Source organism: Mycobacterium sp. NGS51 (assembly GCF_059812525.1).
Genome location: NZ_JCALCV010000005.1, coordinates 38,458 through 55,644 on the forward strand (window position 1 = coordinate 38,458; position 17,187 = coordinate 55,644).

A 17,187-nucleotide genomic window follows, 5' to 3' on the forward strand; every position below is an offset into this window, starting at 1 on the left:
CGCTGAGGTGCGGCACATCGTTGGCGGCGCCAATGCGAGCGGATTGCATTGGCTATTTGCCGAGTAGCCGACTGGTTGGTCGCCTGCGAATGCGGCGATAACTTCGAGTTGCCTGACTATCGGATGTAGCGGTCCTGGAGGCCACTCGACCACACGAAACCCTATGCGGAACAGCTAAGCGCGCGAACACGTCCATTCGCGAGGGTGTGCGTCGCCAAACCAACCGCCGCATACGGAGACGGAATGCCGACACGTGTTAGTCAACCTGGTGCATGACCCATTTTTGAGCGGAAACTGTAGTCAACGCGGTGCGCCTTCGATGGTGCGCTTGAGATACTGCAACTCGGTGCGTGCATGGTGGCGATCTTTCGCTTCGCCGTCGAGCACGTGGACGAACGCGAACGCGGCCAGACGCCCGAGTAAGCCGTCGGGGAATGTCGCCCACACCCGCGCACTCACTGTCGTGGTCGCATCATCGTGTGGTTCAATCCGCCAGGTAACCCCCTCACCAACGCGGACCGACAGACCCAGCCACCGATACGTCGCATCGGCCTCCCACGTCACTGCCGAACCCGGTTCGACCGCGGTAATCGTCCCTATCGCCTCGCCCGGTATGCCACCGATACTTTCTCGGATACGTAGCTTGGCGCCGACTTCGGTGGCTGGGCGCTCATCCAGATGGTCCAGGCTTACGTGCTCGGGATTCGACGGCAGCCACCAGTTGTCAACCTCGCGCAATGTCTCCCAGACCCTGTCGTGGGGCGCTTCGACGACGATCGATTCGGTGAAGTCGAACATTGCTCTCCTTCTGTCGGATGGCTCGGACAGGCACCCCCCCACCATACACATGCGCAGATATGCATGGATAGGTGTACGGGACTCGTGGCGCGGTCGGGCTTCGGACTCGTTGGCTGGCTCCCAGGCTTTCACCCCGTTTGCGGACTCTGCTGGCCTCAACCCCCGTCGACACAGCGTCTGGTTGTGCCCCGTAATTTCAAGCCGCTCGGTGCCGAGGCTGTCGCACGGCAACGAAGCACGCCGCGCTTGTGGCGCTCAGCCCCAGGGTCTACGGACAAGCCGTCCGATACGGTGATGGAAGCGATTGGCGCGCTTGGGCCGGTGTGAATTACGGCCTCGTCGCACTACCGGCGATCGCCCAAGTCATAACGACATAGGTTGGCCACGAAGGCATCTCGACACCTGGTCGAGCAGCAATGGTAGGTGCCGTCGCTGGGACGGATGGTGTGTGCGCCGTCGGGTTCGACGCTCATCCCGCACATCGGGGTCGACCGCGCCATTATCGGTCGCGCCAGACACTTTTGCGAGTGGCGTCGCCGGGCGCAATGTAGCGGCCTGGGTCTGCCTCGAATACGTGTTTGCAGCCGTCAGAGCAGAAGAAGAAGCGATCATTGTTGTGCGTGCTGACCGCAGGGGCATTGGCGGTCTCGACTTGCATGCCGCAGACCACATCGGTGGCGTAGTCGTCGCTCACACCGAATCGGTCGCGATGGCGGTGCAGCCAGTAAACGGCGGCGAATCCAACCAGCGCAACAATATTGAGGAAGGTTGTGTAGTTCCAGGAGACTCCGGTAGGGACAGCTGTGTGGTGGCCGCCAGGGACCAAGCCGACTGCGGAGAAGAGATATTCGGTTATCAGTCCGGCCACCGACATCACCACCCAGAACACCGCCAGCAGCCGCAATGCCATCGCAGTGCCGTAATACTTGCGGTAAATCAACACCAACGGCAGCGTGATCAAGTCGGCGAAGATAAACGCGATCGTGCCGCCGAAGCTGATCCCGCCCTCCCATAAAGCCGCAGCCAAAGGCACGTTGCCGACGCTGCACACAAAGCTAATGATCGCGATGAGCGGCCCCAGGATTGCGTTCTCCAGTGACGACCAAAACCCGTGGCCGGTGATGAACAGCGCCTGCCACCATGATGCCGGCATGCCGACCATGAGAAACCCCGCGATGACCAGGCCGCCGATGATTTCCTTGCGCAGCATCGTCAGGTCGGAAACGGTGTAGCTGGCCGCAGTCGCCCAACTCTGTATGTGGCGGAGCCGTCGCCGCAGTGGCTCAGCCGCGTCGGGTTCCGACGGCACCCCTGGCCCGCTGAGCCGGTCGCGGGCATCCTGCCGCATCCGGTCCGGAATCAGCCGCGGCACCGAAAAGGCCAGCAGCGCAATCATGATCGCGCCGCCGACGAATTGTGCCAGGGCGAATTGCCAGCCGAGCAACGTCCAGATCACGAGTCCGATCGCGATGTTGAGGTTCGTCGATGCGAACATGAAGATCATCGACGCGGTGAAATCCGCCGAGCGCGCGAACAGCGCCTTCGCCAAAGCGCTGGCCGCATACGAACAGGACGAGCTGGCGGCACCCAAGACTGACGCTTTGGTCACGGTTGCTGGTGATAAGGCTCCCAGTAAGCGCTGCATCCCCTGTCGTGACACGAACGCCTGGACAACGCCCGACAATGCGAACCCGAGGACCAGCGCCCAAAGGGTTTCCCAGAGCATCGCGAACGCCATGGCGAAGCTCTGGCCGATCAGGTGCCAGGTCGCGCTCACCGCTCCCATGACAACTTCCACCGCATAAGCACGCCAATCGGTTTACCCACGTCGGCGCCACGGCAACCGGACATCGCATACTCATGTCGGTCACCCGCGCCGCCGTGGCGCTGTGCGATTCATCGTTTGCGTGCGGTGACGAGCAGGTACTCCCATTCCATCGTGCCGCCGATCATGTGTCGCTGAGCGAGTTGGACGAGTTGGGTGTCTAGCGTGGCGGCCAAGACGGGGTTGTTACTGATCTGGCAGTAGGCGTTGATTGTTGGGCCGTAGTGCTGCTTGAAGTAGTCATGGACAGCTTTAGCGTTCTCGAACCGGTCCACTTTCAACGTGTCCCGGTGCGCGCGGATGTCGCTGATGCGAGCATCTGGCCGAAAAACCCGTCCGGTGTCCAGCTGATCAGACCCAGCGTCCCGCCAGGCCGACAGACCCGGACCAACTCGTCGGCCGCGCGCTGATGATGCGGCGCGAACATCACGCCGATCGCCGATAGCACAACGTCGAACTGTCCATCGGCAAACGGCAGGCATTCGGCGTTGGCTTCTTGCCATTCGAGCGCCGCACCCTGTTCGGCGGCCCGGAGCTGGGAGCGGTGCAGCAATTCGGGGGTCAGGTCGCTGGAAACAACCGTGGCACCCGCCTTGGCGGCGGGAAGCGAAACGTTTCCGGATCCGGCGGCAACGTCGAGGACGCGATCTCCCGGCCCAATCCCGGTGGCGCTGACCAGGATTGAGCCGAGTGGGGCCATTACCTGCTCGGCCATGAGCGCATAGTCGCCCATCGCCCAGACGGCGCGGGGTGTGGTAGCGATGGTCTGATCTTCGCCCGCCGAGATATCGGTGCTCATCAAAACCTCCTGAATAGACAGGCCTAGCTGCTCAGAAACTCTGGCGGTGCCAGCAGCGAAGCTTCTCGCATGCAGGTAGGCCTGCTCGGAATTTAGTAGCTATCAGAAATAATTGCCCTTGATAATAGTAGCTCCCTGCTAATAAGCTGGCTCGTAGCTGTGAGTGCCTGCGACAGAAGGGCGGAATGGGTGAGCACAGAAGGCGCGATAGCAACCGACGAGTCGCTAGATGCAATCACCGACGCGTTGCTGACCGCGTCGCGGTTGCTGGTGGCGATTTCGGCTCACTCGATAGCCCGAGTTGACGAGGCGATAACCATCCCGCAGTTTCGAACTCTGGTGATCTTGTGCAATCGGGGACCGATCAACTTGGCGACGCTGGCTGGTCTGTTGGGTGTGCAGCCGTCGGCCGCCCGCCGGATGGTCGATCGGCTCGTTAGCGCCGGCCTGATCGACCGCCTACCGCACCCGACCTCACGGCGTGAGCTGCTTGCCGCACTCACCGCGCGCGGCCGTGAGGTCGTGCGGCAGGTCACCGCGCACCGACGTCGTGAAATCGCCCGTATCGTCGAAAAAATGCCCACGTCAAAGCGCCATGGGCTGGTGCGCGCGCTAACGGCGTTCACTACCGCCGGCGGTGAGCCCGCCGCCTACCTCGATGCCGAATCGTAGAGCCATCCGAGCGTCGCTCGTCCGGTGACCGCTCTGATCGTCGGTCCCAATGCCGTAGGAGGCGTCAAATGTTCTACCTGGTCGGTCAGTATTCACAATTAGGCTGGACGGCATTGAAGACGGTCCTTCTGTTCACTGTCGCGGTTATTGGTCTCCGGGTGTCGCGACGGCGAATGCTCGCCGAGCTCAATATATTTGACTTCGTTGTGGCGGTGGCGATCGGCGCGATAATCGGCCGAACGGCGACGTCGTTGACAACGTCGTTCGCCACCGGTGCGGTCGCACTGATCACGCTGTGCGCCATGCATCGCGTAGTCGCCGAGTGTCATCGCCGCGGCTGGCTCGGTGGATTGTTGACGCGCAAACCGCTCATCCTGCTGGCGCGCGGGCGCTTGCAGGCGACGGCTCTGCGAACTGCCGGGTTGGCCGATCGTGATGTGTACCGCCTACTGCGCCAGGCCGGCGAGAGCGATGTCAACGCCCTCCAGTACGTCCTCTTCGAAGAGCGTGGTGAGATCACCATCGTGCGAGCCGGTCAACCATACGGAGAGGCAATACGAGTTGGACTTGCTGAAGCAGGAATTGACGATACGCAATGACCCTCAGCAGCTTTGGGCCTCCGGTGGTTGCACTACCCCTCGCAGCCACTCCCATGCCTGGTTCAATTGGTCGAGGCGAAATGTCCGCATCTCGCCGTTTATCAGCAGTGTCGCGGCCGTATTCGCGCACCATTCCTCCCATTTGGGTGCGCCGACCATCGCGATCTTCTCGAAATCGCGTCGATGCTTCACGTCGAAGACGGTGTTGGCCCAGGCCGCGCCGAGGCTCCAACCTTCGAAGGCCTCGTCCATCAGGAATAGCACCTTCACCCTTGGGAACTGGTCAAGTAGCGATTGGATACGCGGTGCGAGCACCTTCCGGTAATCCGGCCGGCTTAGCTTTCCGCTCGCGCGTATACCGAGGATATTGCCGGTACTTTCGTTCATCACCTCGATCACGTCATTAACACCGTCCAGAGTCGTGCGGACTGCGCATTTCGCCGGAATGCCTCGTTGCGCTGTAGGGCGCGAATAGTGCATCGGCCGCCGCGCTGGCGTGTCCCGGCGCCTCTATCACGAGTGTGCATGTGTCCTCTTCCTCCCGAAGGGTGAAATCCAGGAACGGGCAGCACTCCTTTTCCCGGTGAACGAGCTCCCGCACTCGGGCTACCGCCGCAGGGTGATAGTCGAGCTCGATTCGTGAGCCGTGGCGGCAGTAGTTGCGTAACGCGGACGCGTTGAGCTCTTCGATCCATGCCAACCGATCTTTGTGGTCGGCCGTCGGCAGCATGCAGGCGGCTACAGTCGGCTCGACTTCCATCGCTATCTCGGCTCCTTCACCGCTTCTCGGCATTGACATGCGGGTCCGGTAGGACCACGCTTCCAGTGTGGATCTTCAAGTTGCTTGATGTTCAAGAGGCGAGCGAAAGCAGCACTGATGGAGCTAAAAATCGGCGAGCTAGCACGTGTAACTGGCACAACTGCGCCCACCATCCGCTATTACGAAGACATCGGCCTTCTGCCTCTGCCCAGCCGCACCGGCGGCCAGCGCCGATACGGCGACAACGATGTGCGGCGGCTGACATTCATCCGACGCTGCCGAGACTTCGGGTTCCCCATCGAGCAAGTCCGAGTCCTCGCCACACTGATGCAGGACAGCGAACGTTCCTGCGTGCACGCTCGAGATCTGGCGGATGCGCATCTTACCGAGGTGCGCGGGAAGCTGCGGGAGTTGCGTGCACTCGAGCGCAGCATCGCTAAATTTATCGAAACGGCCGATGCCGTCTGCCCCGGCAGGTCAGGCTCGGATTGTGTTGTCCTCCAACAGCTCGCTGACCCGACTCAGCCGCTCAGGAATTGAACTCGACGCTGCCAAAAGACGCGGCCCCAGTTAGGCCCTACCGTCGAACGTGTCCCGCCAGCCGGTCGCGTCAGGCCACTTGCCCGCCGGCTTCGCTGTCCAAGAGACCTAGCTGGTGCAGATCGGCGACGTATTTGTCGATCAACGCCTCGCTGAGGTGTGGCACATCGTTGTCGGCGCCAATCTGAGCGGATTGCACTGCGGCACGGAACTTCTCGGCAGGCATCGTGGTACCCGCCATCGGCGCTGCCGGTCGGGCGTAGGCGCTCAGCAGCGGCAGCACCGAATTCTTCTTCTGGTCCTCGGGCAGGTGCTTCATCGCCGCCTCGAATCGGCTAAGCCACTGGCCGTAGTCGTCGATCCGGTCAATCTTCTGGCCATCGGCGATGAGCCAGTCGACAAAGGTGTCCAGTGAGATGCCGTCGTCGTGGTTGTTGAGCACGTTGTAGGTGTGATAGCTGTCGGTGGCGCGGGTACCCAGGGTGGTGATCGCATCGACGGTGAAATCGACTGGCAGCCCGTCATAGTGCGCACGCTGCGGGTTGCCGTCGGCGTCAAGCTGGTAGAAGGAGCGCGGTGCGAGGCCGGTCGCCAGGATGCTCAGGATCAGCCGGGTGAACATGTCGGTCACGTTGAGCTGTCCGGAATAGCGGTTGTGCGCCAGGATCATGTCGGAGCGGAACACCGCCACCGGTAGCCGACACAGATCGTGCGCTTCGCGCAGCAACACCTCACCGGCCCACTTGCTGGTCGCATAGCCGCTGGCATACGACGTGTCCAGTGACCGCGACGCCGACGCCTCACGCACGTCGACATCCTCACCGAGGAAGCTGCCGTCGGGCAGCGCGGTGACCGCGACCGTCGACAAATAGCTAATGGGCTTGAGCCGCTTGGTGATTGCCAGTTTGATGATCTCGGCGGTGCCCACCACGTTCGGACCGAACAGCTGACTGTAGGGCAGCACATGGTTGACCATCGCGGCGGCGTGCACAATCAGGTCCACCGATTCGGCGAGCCGATTCCAGGTTGGTGTGTCGACACCGAGGTTCGCCGCGCCCAGGTCACCGGCCAACACTTCGAGGTGCTCGGCGGCCAGCGCGCGATAGTGCGCGGACAACCCGGTATCGCCGCTGTCGATCGCAGCCTCGATGCGCTGGCGAGCCGCGACCGGATCGGCGCCGCGCACGATGCAGATCAGCCGCCCGCCGCTCTGCGACAGCCGCTCCAACCACTCCAGACACAAGAATCGGCCCAGGTAACCGTTGGCGCCGGTCAGTAGGACGGTGCCGACCGTACCGTCTGCTGTCTCCAGTCGCGATGCGGCAGCCAATGTTTCGGCATCGATGAACTTGTCCAGGGTCAGATCCGACGCGCGTGCCACGGTGGTGTCCCGGCCGTGCACCGATGCGAACGTGGGCCGCATTGAGGCCGAGTCACGCTCCCCGTCGATGTAGCCCGCGATGGTGGCCAGTGTCGCAGTGGGACTGACGATCGTCTGCACCGGAACATCGACGTGGTAGATCTGCTCCAGCAGCGAGCCGAATGAGAATGCAGACAGCGAATCTCCGCCCAGCTCGATAAATCTCGCATCGGCAGGCATGTTTGCGTCGGCGGCCTCCAAGCCGAGGGTGGCCACCGCGGCACGCCGCACGGTGTCGATGGTCGGCAGGTCACCGGCCGCGGCGCGCAGCTGATCGAGCTGATTTTCCTGACCCGCCGCGATCTTGTCGTACATCGCGTCGAGCTGTTCGCCGTAGCGTGACCGCAGCGCAGGCCGCAGCAGCTTGCCCACCCCGGACAACAGCCCGTTGTCGCGGGTGAACGGCTCCGATTCCAGCAGGAATTCCCGCGGAATCTCATACGGATTGAGCCGGTTCTCGGCGCCGATCTGCTGTAACGAGGCGGCAATCAGACCGCGTGCGTCGCCGGGACCCACCGCATCGAGGTTGGGCACGATCACCGCCAGCAAGAACGGCTGGTCGCTGCTGCCATGCAGGAAGATCTGCCGGATGTAGGGGCTGGCGGCATAGGTGGCTTCGAGCTGGGACACCGCGACGAACTCGCCCTGGGAGAGCTTGATGACGTTGTTGCTGCGGTCGAGATACTTCAGGCGGTCCGGGCCGAGCTCTTCCATGATGTCGCCGGTCTTGTAGAAACCATCGTCGTCGAAAATCTGGGCAGACAGTTCGGGATGCCGGAAATAGCCTGGGATTACGTTGCTCGCCTTGACATACAGTTCGCCGCGCGGGTGCGGTTTGTCGGTGGTGAAGTAGTTGAGCTCCGGCACGTCGACCAGCTTGTACTCGGTGACCGGCGGACGGCGGACAATGCCGTTGCGCAGGATGCCGCCGCCGGTTTCGGTGGCCCCATACCCGTCGGCGACGGCGACGTCGAGCAGCGACTCCATGAACGCGTGCATCTGCTTGGACAGCGGTGCGCTGCCGCACATCGCCGAGACCACGCGGCCACCGAGAAAGTCTTGTCGCAGTTCGGCTTTCACCTCATCGTCGGCCGGGCTGCCCTCCGTCGCGGATCGCAGATCCAGCTCTCGGCGGTAGCGCCGGAAGATCAAGTCGCAGACCCGGGGGACCAGGTTCAACGCGGTGGGGCGCACCAGTGCGATGTCGTCGAACAAGCTGGACATGTCGCTCTTGGCGGCGAAGTAGCCGATGCCCCCGGATGCCAGCGTGGCGATCAGCCATTCCAGTCCGAAGACATGGGACAGCGGCATGTACTGCAGATGGATGGCCGGGATCTGAATGCCGATGTCCAGCGACGGGCTATGCGGGCGTTGCCACAGCCGAGTCGTCATGTCCGCGGTGTACATCGCCCCCTTCGGGGTCCCGGTGCTGCCCGACGTGTAGATCAGGGTGGCCAGCGGATTCTCGCCGGCCGGCGGGACAAACGCGGGCGGCACCGGCAGCGAACGCCCGTCTTCGAGTTCCGTCAACAGCGGCATGACCTCGACCTCGCGCCCGGCCGCGGACAGTCGCTCGAGCGCGGCCTGGTAGCGCCCGCGTTGCTCGTGGTCGTAGTTGAAATAGTCGAACACCACCAGCCGCTGCACCGACGGCGCGTCGATCACCACGTCGATTGCGGTGTCCAGGGAATCGATACTGGCGGCGAACACCCGCGGCGCGGTCTCGGCCACGATCGGCTTCAGCTGTTGCGCTGATGAGCTGGTTTGCAGCGGGACGAACACCGCGCCGAGCCGCAGGCAGGTCAGGTAGATGATCGCGTAGCCGATGCTGGTGAAGCCCAACACCGCCACGAAGTCGCCGGGATGGAAGCCGCCCGGCAGGTTCGCCTGCCAGCCGCCGCAGAGCGCCTCCACGCGTTCGCCCAGTCTGCGGTAGGTGATCGTCTCGAAACCCGGCAGCAGTGTCGATGTTGCGCGCCCCGGGGCGTCGTCGACGGGGGTCAGCTCGCGGGCCCGTTGTCCCAGCGCGGGCCGGTCGGCATAACCGGTGAGGTATTGCTCGACGACCTGCCAGGGCCGCAGCCCCGCTTGGTGAGCGGCGGTGGTCACCTCCGGTAGCGGCGCCGCGCCGCGGAACTGCGGGTCGTTGGCGTATAGCTGCTCGATGCGCTGAGCCAGGCGTTGCTGTCGTCCAGTTTCGGTCATAGTCGCCCTCCGGTCGCGGGTATACCCGTGCGGCGCCCGGTCCAGTCGTGCGTTCTCAGGCGCGGGTGAGCAGCAGGGCGGATTCGACCCCGGCCGACCCCAACAGCTGTCGCCACGGGGTTTTCAGCGCGCCGACCGCCTCGGCGGTCGGGACAACCCGAGGGTTGGTCACGTCAAAGGTCTTGCCGTACAGCGTGACCCGCCCGCCGTCAGCGGCTTGCAGGTTCTTCACCCAGTCCCGGTTCGGTCCGTAGACCAGCAGCACCGCGACACCGCCGTCGGTGCGGAACATCGAGACCGGTGTGCGGTAGGTCTTGCCGGAGCGTCGCCCGATGTGCTCGATGATCGACCACAGCGGCAGCCAACCGCTGATCGGCAGGAACAGCGGGTTGGTGACCCGGCGGTTGAATCGGGCCCGCCGTTCGGAGAACTGCACGGCTAGTCGATCCGCGTGAGCAGGACCGCCTGCTCGAACGGCAGCCTGCTGAACAGCGCTCGCGAGCGGGCGCTGACATACGGGGCCGCCTCGGCCTTGGACAGCGTGCGCGGTTGGATGAGGCCGAAGGTTTTGCCGTTGCGCCGCATCCGTCCGCCGCCGGCGGCATTGAGATTCTTCAGCCAGTCGCGATCCGGGCCGTAGGTCAGCAGGATCGCCACGGCGGGCTTGTCGTCGACTTCCGCGCTGAACACATTCAACGGGGTGCGGTACGGCTTACCCGAGCGCCGTCCGACGTGTTCGAGAATCCCGAAGCCGGGCAGCCAGCCGGCCCACATCCGTTGAACGGGGTTGGTCACGTGCCGGTTGAACCGGGCGAGCCGTTGCGGTAGTTGCATGGTGCTATCCAACCCGCCGCCGGCTGTCCAACTCAACCCACAATCGTTGGCGATACGAAAGGTTGTTGACGCGGCCATCCGCCCGCGACAAAATTCACTGTACGATGACTTCATCGTATGATGAATTTCTGAGGATTGGATCGCCATGACCGGATACCTGGCCGCACTGACGCTTGTCGTTTTGCTCGGGTCCGTCTTGGCCAGGGTCATCCAACTGAGGCGTGAAGGTACGCAGGCGATGCATTTCGCCGACATGGATAAGAAGGATTTCTTGATCCCGCCGTTTGCGTTGTTCTACTTCTATACAGTCTTTGCGGCCGCGTTCAATTGGCCTCTCTTAAGTGAGCAAAGGTTGTTCCAATCCGAGATCGCCGCGTGGATCGGCGTCGGACTCTGCGGCGGCGGCTTGCTCATCTTGCTACTGAGTCTGGTGTCGTTCGGCAGGAGCTTCCGCGTGGGCATCGACGCTGATGACCCCGACCAGCTGGTGACGACTGGGGTATTTGCGTTCAGCCGCAACCCGCTCTATGTCGGATTTGCTTTGGTTTTGATAGGCGAACTTCTCGTCTTTCCCAATTGGATTCCGCTGGCCTATCTTGTTGTCGGCTTTTGGTTGTTTCACCGTCAAGTGTTGCGCGAGGAAGAATTTATGCGGCAGCACTACGGGCAGGAGTATGCGGAGTATCGCCGACGGGTCCGAAGGTACTTGTGATGTCGTAACGACTACACCCTGTAGTCGAGCCGGTTCTGCCAGCTGGGACACTGGTGGCCATGGGTATCGACGCCTCGGCGAAGTTGTTCGACGACGCCTGCGCGGTCATTCCCGGCGGCGTGAACTCCCCGGTCCGGGCCTTTCAGGCCGTCGGTGGCACTCCGCGCTTCATCACCGAGGCCCACGGATGCCGGTTGACCGACGCCGACGGCAACCGCTACGTCGACTTGGTCTGCTCGTGGGGCCCGATGATCCTCGGCCACGCGCACCCCGCGGTGGTCGAGGCCGTACAGCAGGCCGCCGCCGGTGGGGTGTCGTTCGGGGCACCGACGCCCGCGGAGACCGAGTTGGCCGCCGAGATCATCGACCGGGTGGCACCGGTGGATCGGATCCGGCTGGTCAACTCCGGCACCGAGGCCACCATGAGCGCGGTGCGGCTGGCCCGTGGCTTCACCGGGCGCGCCAAGATCGTCAAGTTCTCCGGGTGCTACCACGGCCACGTCGACGCACTACTGGCCGACGCCGGATCTGGGGTAGCGACACTGGGCTTGTGTGACGACCCGCCGCGCCCGGCTTCGCCGCGCTTGCGATCGTCACGGGTCCTGCCGTCCTCACCCGGTGTCACCGGCGCCAGCGCGGCCGACACGATTGTGTTGCCCTACAACGACCTCGACGCCGTGCAGGAAACCTTCGCCCGCTTCGGTGACGAGATCGCGGCGGTGATCACCGAGGCCAGCCCCGGCAACATGGGTGTCGTCCCACCGGCACCCGGCTACAACGCCGCGCTGCGGACCATCACCGCCGAGCATGGCGCGCTGCTCATTCTGGACGAGGTGATGACCGGCTTTCGGGTCAGCCGAAGCGGTTGGTACGGCATCGATCCGGTGCAGGCCGACCTGTTCACGTTCGGCAAGGTGATGAGCGGCGGGCTGCCGGCCGCGGCGTTCGGCGGACGCGCCGAGGTGATGGAGCGGTTGGCGCCGTTGGGGCCGGTGTATCAGGCCGGCACGCTGTCGGGTAACCCGGTGGCGGTGGCCGCCGGCTTGGCCACCCTGCGCGCCGCCGACGACAGCGTCTACCGCACGCTGGATGCCAACGCCGACCGGCTGGTCGGTCTGCTCTCGAAGGCGTTGACGGAATCTGATGTGCCACATCAGATTCCGCGTGCGGGCAACATGTTCAGCGTGTTCTTCGCCGACGAGGCAGTGACCGACTTCGCGTCGGCCAAGGCCAGCCAAACCTGGCGCTATCCGCCGTTCTTCCACGCGCTGCTGGACGCTGGCGTCTACCCGCCGTGCAGTGCCTTCGAGGCGTGGTTCGTCTCGGCTGCCCTCGACGACGACGCCTTCACCCGCATCGCCGATGCACTACCCGCGGCGGTCGCCGCCGCCGCCAAGGAGCCCAAACCCTGATGGCCGAACAGACCCGAATCCATTTGGTCCGCCACGGTGAGGTGTACAACCCTGCCGGGGTGCTCTACGGACGCTTACCCGGATTCCACTTGTCCGACAAGGGCATTCGTCAAGCGCAGGCAGTGGCCGACGCCCTGGCCGACCGCGACATCGTTGCGGTGATCGCTTCCCCGCTGCAGCGCGCGCAGGAGACCGCCGCCCCGATCGCCGCCCGCCACGACGTGCCGGTGGACACCGATACGGACCTGATCGAATCGACCAACGTGCTGGAAGGCCGGCGGATCTCGCCGGGCGACGGCGCCTGGCGCGACCCGCGGGTGTGGTGGCACATGCGAAATCCGGTCAAGCCGTCGTGGGGTGAGCCCTACGCGCAGATCGCCACCCGGATGGCGACCGCAGTGGATAAGGCGCGCGCCCGCGCCGCCGGCCACGAAGCGGTGTGTGTGAGCCACCAATTGCCGGTATGGACGCTGCGACTGCACCTGACCGGCAAACGGTTGTGGCACGATCCACGGCGTCGGGAATGCGCCGTCGGATCGGTGACGTCCCTGGTGTACGACGGCGACCGACTGGTCGACGTGGCGTACTCCGAACCGGGCGGCTGTTGAGCATGTGGCGGCTGGCGATCGTCGCCGCAGCGGTGGCCGGTCTACTCGCCGGCTGCTCGACCGGTGACGACGCCGTCGCCCAGGGCGGCACGTTCGAATTCGTCGCTCCCGGCGGTAAAACCGACATCTTCTACGACCCGCCCGACCGCCGGGGCCGCCCCGGGCCGGTGGGCGGACCCGACCTGATGAACCCGGCACGCACCCTGTCGCTCAACGACTTCCCCGGCAAGGTCGTCGTCATCAACGTGTGGGGCCAGTGGTGCGGGCCCTGCCGGGCCGAAGTCACCCGCCTGCAAGAGGTCTACGACGCCACCCGCGGTGACGGGGTGGTGTTTCTCGGTATCGATGTGCGCGACAACAACCGCCAAGCCGCACAGGACTTCGTCACCGATCGCCACGTGACCTTCCCGTCGATCTATGACCCGGCGATGCGGACCATGATCGCGTTCGGCGGCAAATACCCCACCACGGTCATTCCGTCCACCCTGGTGCTCGACCGTCAGCACCGGGTGGCCGCGGTCTTCCTGCGCGAACTGCTCGCCGAAGACCTGCAGCCGGTCGTCGAGCGGTTGGCAGCCGAGGATCAGGCGCCACCGGGACCGCAATGAGCAGCGGGTTCACTGAAATCGCCGCCGCGGGGCCGCTGTTGGTGGCGCTGGCGGTCTGCCTGCTGGCCGGGCTGGTGTCGTTCGCCTCGCCGTGCGTGGTGCCGCTGGTGCCGGGCTATCTGTCCTATCTGGCCGCGGTCGTCGGCGTCGACGAAGCGCCCGGGGCCGGTGCGCTCAAAACGCCGCCGACCGCGCGGTGGCGGGTCGCCGGGTCGGCGGCGTTGTTCGTGGCCGGGTTCACCGTGGTCTTCGTGCTCGGCAGCGTCGCGGTGCTCGGCATGACCACCACGCTGATCAGCAATCAACTGCTGCTGCAACGGCTCGGCGGGGTGCTGACCATCGTGATGGGCCTGGTCTTCATCGGATTCATCCCCGCCCTGCAGCGCCAGGCCCGCTTCACACCGCGGCAGTTGTCGACGGTGGCCGGGGCGCCGGTGCTGGGCGCGGTGTTCGCGCTGGGTTGGACACCGTGTTTGGGGCCGACGCTGACCGGGGTGATCACCGTCGCCTCGGCCACCGACGGCGCCAGCGTGGCGCGCGGCATCGTGTTGGTGATCGCCTACTGCCTCGGCCTGGGAATCCCGTTCGTGCTGTTGGCGTTCGGGTCGGCCAGCGCGGTGGCCGGGCTGGGCTGGCTTCGCCGGCACACCCGAGCACTGCAGATCATTGGCGGCGTGCTGCTGATCGCGGTGGGCGCAGCGCTGGTCAGCGGAGTGTGGAGCGACTTCGTCTCGTGGCTGCGCGACGCATTCGTGACCGACGTGAGGCTGCCGATATGAGCCGCTTGCTGGCGTGGAGCCGCAACACCTGGCGGGCGCTGACGTCGATGGGCACCGCGCTGGTGCTGCTGTTCCTGCTGGCGCTGGGTGCGATCCCCGGCGCGCTGTTGCCGCAGCGCAGCCTTAACGCCAGCAAGGTCGACGAGTATCTGGCCACCCACCCGGTGATCGGGCCATGGCTGGATCGACTGCAGGCGTTCGATGTGTTCGGCAGCTTCTGGTTCACCGCGATCTACGTGCTGCTCTTCGTGTCGCTGGTCGGCTGCCTGACCCCGCGGATGATCGAGCACGCCAAAAGCCTGCGCGCCACCCCGGTGGCCGCCCCCCGCAACCTGGCCCGGCTGCCCAAGCACGCCACCGCCACCGTCGCCGGTGACCCCGAGGAGTTAGCCGCGACGATGGCCCACCGGCTGCGCGGCTGGCGCAAAACCATCCACCGCCACGACGGCCGTGGCGATCGCAAGCGCGGCGAAGCCGGGCGCAGCGGGTCGCCACCAGAAGGCACTGTCGAAATCTCCGCCGAGAAGGGCTACCTGCGCGAATTCGGCAACCTGGCTTTCCATTTCGCGCTGCTGGGCCTGCTGGTGGCGGTCGGCGTCGGCAAGATGTTCGGCTACGAGGGCAACGTGATCGTGATCGCCGACGGTGGGCCGGGGTTCTGCTCGGCCTCGCCGGCCGCGTTCGACTCGTTCCGCGCCGGCAACACCGTCGACGGCACCTCACTGCATCCAATCTGCGTCCGCGTCAACGACTTCGACGCCCACTACCTGCCGTCGGGCCAGGCCACGTCGTTCGCGGCCGACATCGACTACCAAACCGGCGCGAACCTGACCAGCAACACGTGGCAGCCCTACCGGCTAGAGGTCAACCACCCACTGCGCACCGGGGGCGACCGGATCTACCTACAGGGCCACGGCTACGCCCCGACGTTCACCGTGACGTTCCCCGACGGGCAGACCCGCACGTCGACCGTGCAATGGCGACCCGACAACCCGCAGACCCTGCTGTCGTCGGGCGTGGCGCGGATCGACCCGCCGGCCGGCAGTTATCCCGACCCCGCCGAGCGTCGTCAACACCAGCTGGCGATCCAGGGCCTGCTCGCCCCGACCGAACAGCTCGACGGCACCCTGCTGTCGTCGAGCTTTCCCGCGCTGAACGCCCCCGCGGTGGCCGTCGACATCTACCAAGGCGACACCGGCCTGGACACCGGCCGGCCGCAGTCGCTGTACACCCTGGATCCCCGGCTGATCGACCAGCACCGGCTGATCAAGCTCAAGCGGGTCAACCTGCGCGCCGGCGACGAAGTCCGACTCGACCAGGACGGCACGGTGGTGCGCTTTGACGGCGCCGTCCCGTTCATCAACCTGCAGGTCTCCCACGACCCCGGCCAGGTCTGGGTGCTGGTGTCGGCATCGGTGATGATGGCCGGGCTGCTGGTGTCGCTGCTGGTGCGACGGCGGCGGATCTGGGTGCGGATGGTCCCAGCCGCGGCAACGGCTACGGTAAACGTCGAGCTGGGCGGCCTGGCCCGCACCGACAATTCCGGCTGGGGCGACGAGTTCGAGCGGCTGACCGGCCGGCTGTTGGCAGGTTTCGACGCCGCGGCGCGGCAACCCGTCGGCGCCACCGGAAAGGACGCGAGATGAACACCCCGAACATCGACGTGGGGTTGGCGCGTACCTCCGACTGGGCGTTCACCTCGGCGCTGGTGGTCTTGGTCGTCGCGCTACTGCTGTTGGCCGTCGAACTCGCCTACGCCCGCAGCAGGCGCGACGAGCGTGAGCTGGTCAGCGCGGGTGTCGCTGCCGACAGCACCACACCCGGCGTCGTGTTGGACGTGCCCCGACGGCCGTTCGACGAACGCATCGGCCGGGGCGGTCTGGCCCTGGTTTATGTCGGGATCGGGCTGCTGCTGGCCTGCATCGTGCTGCGTGGCCTGGCCACCGCGCGGGTGCCGTGGGGCAACATGTACGAGTTCATCAACCTGACCTGCTGCTGCGGCTTGATCGCGGGCGCGGTGGTGTTGCGTCGGCCGCAGTACCGTCCACTGTGGGTCTTCCTGTTGCTGCCGGTGCTGATCCTGCTGGCGGTGTCCGGACACTGGCTGTACGCCAACGCCGCGCCGGTCATGCCGGCGCTGCAGTCGTATTGGCTGCCGATCCACGTGTCGGTGGTCAGCCTGGGCTCGGGCGTGTTTCTGGTAGCCGGCGTGGCCAGCATTCTGTTTTTGCTGCAGACCTCGCGGTTCGGCGATCCGCAAACCGCGGGCGGATTGGCTCGCATGGTGCAGCGGCTGCCCGACGCGCAGACCTTGGACCGTATCGCCTACCGGACGACGATCTTCGGGTTTCCGGTCTTCGGCTTCGGGGTGATCTTCGGTGCAATTTGGGCTGAGGAAGCGTGGGGCCGGTACTGGGGCTGGGATCCCAAGGAAACGGTGGCCTTCATCGCGTGGGTGGTCTACGCCGCCTACCTGCATGCCAGGTCGACGGCGGGCTGGCGGGACAGAAAAGCCGCCTGGATCAACGTGGTCGGCTTCGTGGCGATGGTGTTCAACCTGTTTTTCGTCAATCTCGTGACTGTCGGCCTGCACTCCTATGCCGGCGTGGGCTGACC

The 17,187-nt window shown here is 65.0% G+C and carries 18 protein-coding genes and 1 pseudogene; 10 read left to right on the forward strand and 9 right to left on the reverse strand.

Features of this window, described 5'->3' with window-relative positions; translation table 11 throughout:
• Positions 1 to 300 precede the first annotated feature (300 nt).
• From AC5Y5W_RS07985 to AC5Y5W_RS08000, 4 genes and pseudogenes are all read right to left on the reverse strand, one after another.
• Complete coding sequence (locus AC5Y5W_RS07985) at positions 301 to 798, reverse strand: SRPBCC family protein (protein WP_500011273.1); 498 nt, start codon at positions 796 to 798, stop codon at positions 301 to 303.
• A 499-nt stretch (positions 799 to 1,297) separates the two neighbouring features.
• Positions 1,298 to 2,575, reverse strand: a complete 1,278-nt coding sequence (locus AC5Y5W_RS07990) for a permease (RefSeq protein ID WP_500011271.1) — start codon at positions 2,573 to 2,575, stop codon at positions 1,298 to 1,300.
• Between the two features lie 119 nt (positions 2,576 to 2,694).
• The gene (locus AC5Y5W_RS07995) at positions 2,695 to 2,898 is read right to left on the reverse strand and encodes a hypothetical protein (RefSeq protein WP_500011270.1); all 204 of its coding nucleotides are present in this window, start codon (positions 2,896 to 2,898) and stop codon (positions 2,695 to 2,697) included.
• A gap of 38 nt (positions 2,899 to 2,936) precedes the next feature.
• Positions 2,937 to 3,422 (reverse strand): annotated as a pseudogene (locus tag AC5Y5W_RS08000) (class I SAM-dependent methyltransferase); the annotation flags it as partial.
• Positions 3,423 to 3,611: 189 nt separating this feature from the next.
• On the opposite strand from AC5Y5W_RS08000, the gene AC5Y5W_RS08005 reads away from it, so the two are divergent.
• Both AC5Y5W_RS08005 and AC5Y5W_RS08010 read left to right on the forward strand, forming a co-directional pair.
• Positions 3,612 to 4,094, forward strand: a complete 483-nt coding sequence (locus AC5Y5W_RS08005; protein ID WP_500011268.1) for a MarR family winged helix-turn-helix transcriptional regulator — start codon at positions 3,612 to 3,614, stop codon at positions 4,092 to 4,094.
• Between the two features lie 68 nt (positions 4,095 to 4,162).
• Positions 4,163 to 4,693: a DUF421 domain-containing protein gene (locus AC5Y5W_RS08010; protein ID WP_500011267.1), complete on the forward strand. Its 531-nt coding sequence runs from the start codon at positions 4,163 to 4,165 to the stop codon at positions 4,691 to 4,693.
• Between the two features lie 3 nt (positions 4,694 to 4,696).
• On the opposite strand, the gene AC5Y5W_RS08015 is transcribed toward AC5Y5W_RS08010, so the two are convergent.
• Both AC5Y5W_RS08015 and AC5Y5W_RS08020 read right to left on the reverse strand, forming a co-directional pair.
• Positions 4,697 to 5,092: a SpoIIAA family protein gene (locus tag AC5Y5W_RS08015; protein ID WP_500011265.1), complete on the reverse strand. Its 396-nt coding sequence runs from the start codon at positions 5,090 to 5,092 to the stop codon at positions 4,697 to 4,699.
• A gap of 4 nt (positions 5,093 to 5,096) precedes the next feature.
• Positions 5,097 to 5,453 (reverse strand): hypothetical protein, encoded by a 357-nt coding sequence (locus AC5Y5W_RS08020; RefSeq protein WP_500011263.1) that lies wholly within the window; start codon positions 5,451 to 5,453, stop codon positions 5,097 to 5,099.
• 117 nt (positions 5,454 to 5,570) lie between these two features.
• On the opposite strand from AC5Y5W_RS08020, the gene AC5Y5W_RS08025 reads away from it, so the two are divergent.
• Positions 5,571 to 5,993 (forward strand): MerR family transcriptional regulator, encoded by a 423-nt coding sequence (locus tag AC5Y5W_RS08025; RefSeq protein WP_500011261.1) that lies wholly within the window; start codon positions 5,571 to 5,573, stop codon positions 5,991 to 5,993.
• Positions 5,994 to 6,063: 70 nt separating this feature from the next.
• Here the strand turns inward: AC5Y5W_RS08025 and car are convergent, their stop codons facing one another.
• From car to AC5Y5W_RS08040, 3 genes are read right to left on the reverse strand one after another with little or no spacing between them, the layout of a single operon-like run.
• The gene (gene car, locus AC5Y5W_RS08030; protein ID WP_500011259.1) at positions 6,064 to 9,618 is read right to left on the reverse strand and encodes a carboxylic acid reductase; all 3,555 of its coding nucleotides are present in this window, start codon (positions 9,616 to 9,618) and stop codon (positions 6,064 to 6,066) included.
• Positions 9,619 to 9,673: 55 nt separating this feature from the next.
• Positions 9,674 to 10,054, reverse strand: a complete 381-nt coding sequence (locus tag AC5Y5W_RS08035) for a nitroreductase family deazaflavin-dependent oxidoreductase (protein ID WP_500011257.1) — start codon at positions 10,052 to 10,054, stop codon at positions 9,674 to 9,676.
• Between the two features lie 2 nt (positions 10,055 to 10,056).
• On the reverse strand, positions 10,057 to 10,452 hold the full coding sequence (locus tag AC5Y5W_RS08040) for a nitroreductase family deazaflavin-dependent oxidoreductase (RefSeq protein WP_500011489.1): 396 nt from the start codon (positions 10,450 to 10,452) through the stop codon (positions 10,057 to 10,059).
• A 145-nt stretch (positions 10,453 to 10,597) separates the two neighbouring features.
• On the opposite strand from AC5Y5W_RS08040, the gene AC5Y5W_RS08045 reads away from it, so the two are divergent.
• The 7 genes from AC5Y5W_RS08045 to ccsB are packed head-to-tail and all read left to right on the forward strand — an operon-like array spanning position 10,598 to position 17,185.
• Positions 10,598 to 11,164: a methyltransferase family protein gene (locus AC5Y5W_RS08045; RefSeq protein ID WP_500011255.1), complete on the forward strand. Its 567-nt coding sequence runs from the start codon at positions 10,598 to 10,600 to the stop codon at positions 11,162 to 11,164.
• Positions 11,165 to 11,223: 59 nt separating this feature from the next.
• Entirely contained in the window at positions 11,224 to 12,576 is a 1,353-nt protein-coding gene (hemL, locus tag AC5Y5W_RS08050; protein ID WP_500011253.1) for a glutamate-1-semialdehyde 2,1-aminomutase, read from the forward strand.
• Positions 12,576 to 13,184 (forward strand): histidine phosphatase family protein, encoded by a 609-nt coding sequence (locus AC5Y5W_RS08055; protein ID WP_500011252.1) that lies wholly within the window; start codon positions 12,576 to 12,578, stop codon positions 13,182 to 13,184. Before hemL ends, AC5Y5W_RS08055 begins: the two co-directional genes overlap by 1 nt.
• 2 nt (positions 13,185 to 13,186) lie before the next feature.
• On the forward strand, positions 13,187 to 13,792 hold the full coding sequence (locus AC5Y5W_RS08060; protein WP_500011250.1) for a TlpA disulfide reductase family protein: 606 nt from the start codon (positions 13,187 to 13,189) through the stop codon (positions 13,790 to 13,792).
• Positions 13,789 to 14,571, forward strand: a complete 783-nt coding sequence (locus AC5Y5W_RS08065) for a cytochrome c biogenesis CcdA family protein (protein ID WP_500011248.1) — start codon at positions 13,789 to 13,791, stop codon at positions 14,569 to 14,571. Before AC5Y5W_RS08060 ends, AC5Y5W_RS08065 begins: the two co-directional genes overlap by 4 nt.
• Positions 14,568 to 16,217 (forward strand): cytochrome c biogenesis protein ResB, encoded by a 1,650-nt coding sequence (resB, locus tag AC5Y5W_RS08070; RefSeq protein ID WP_500011247.1) that lies wholly within the window; start codon positions 14,568 to 14,570, stop codon positions 16,215 to 16,217. Before AC5Y5W_RS08065 ends, resB begins: the two co-directional genes overlap by 4 nt.
• Positions 16,214 to 17,185 (forward strand): c-type cytochrome biogenesis protein CcsB, encoded by a 972-nt coding sequence (gene ccsB / locus AC5Y5W_RS08075; protein WP_500011246.1) that lies wholly within the window; start codon positions 16,214 to 16,216, stop codon positions 17,183 to 17,185. Before resB ends, ccsB begins: the two co-directional genes overlap by 4 nt.
• The last annotated feature ends 2 nt before the right edge of the window (positions 17,186 to 17,187 follow it).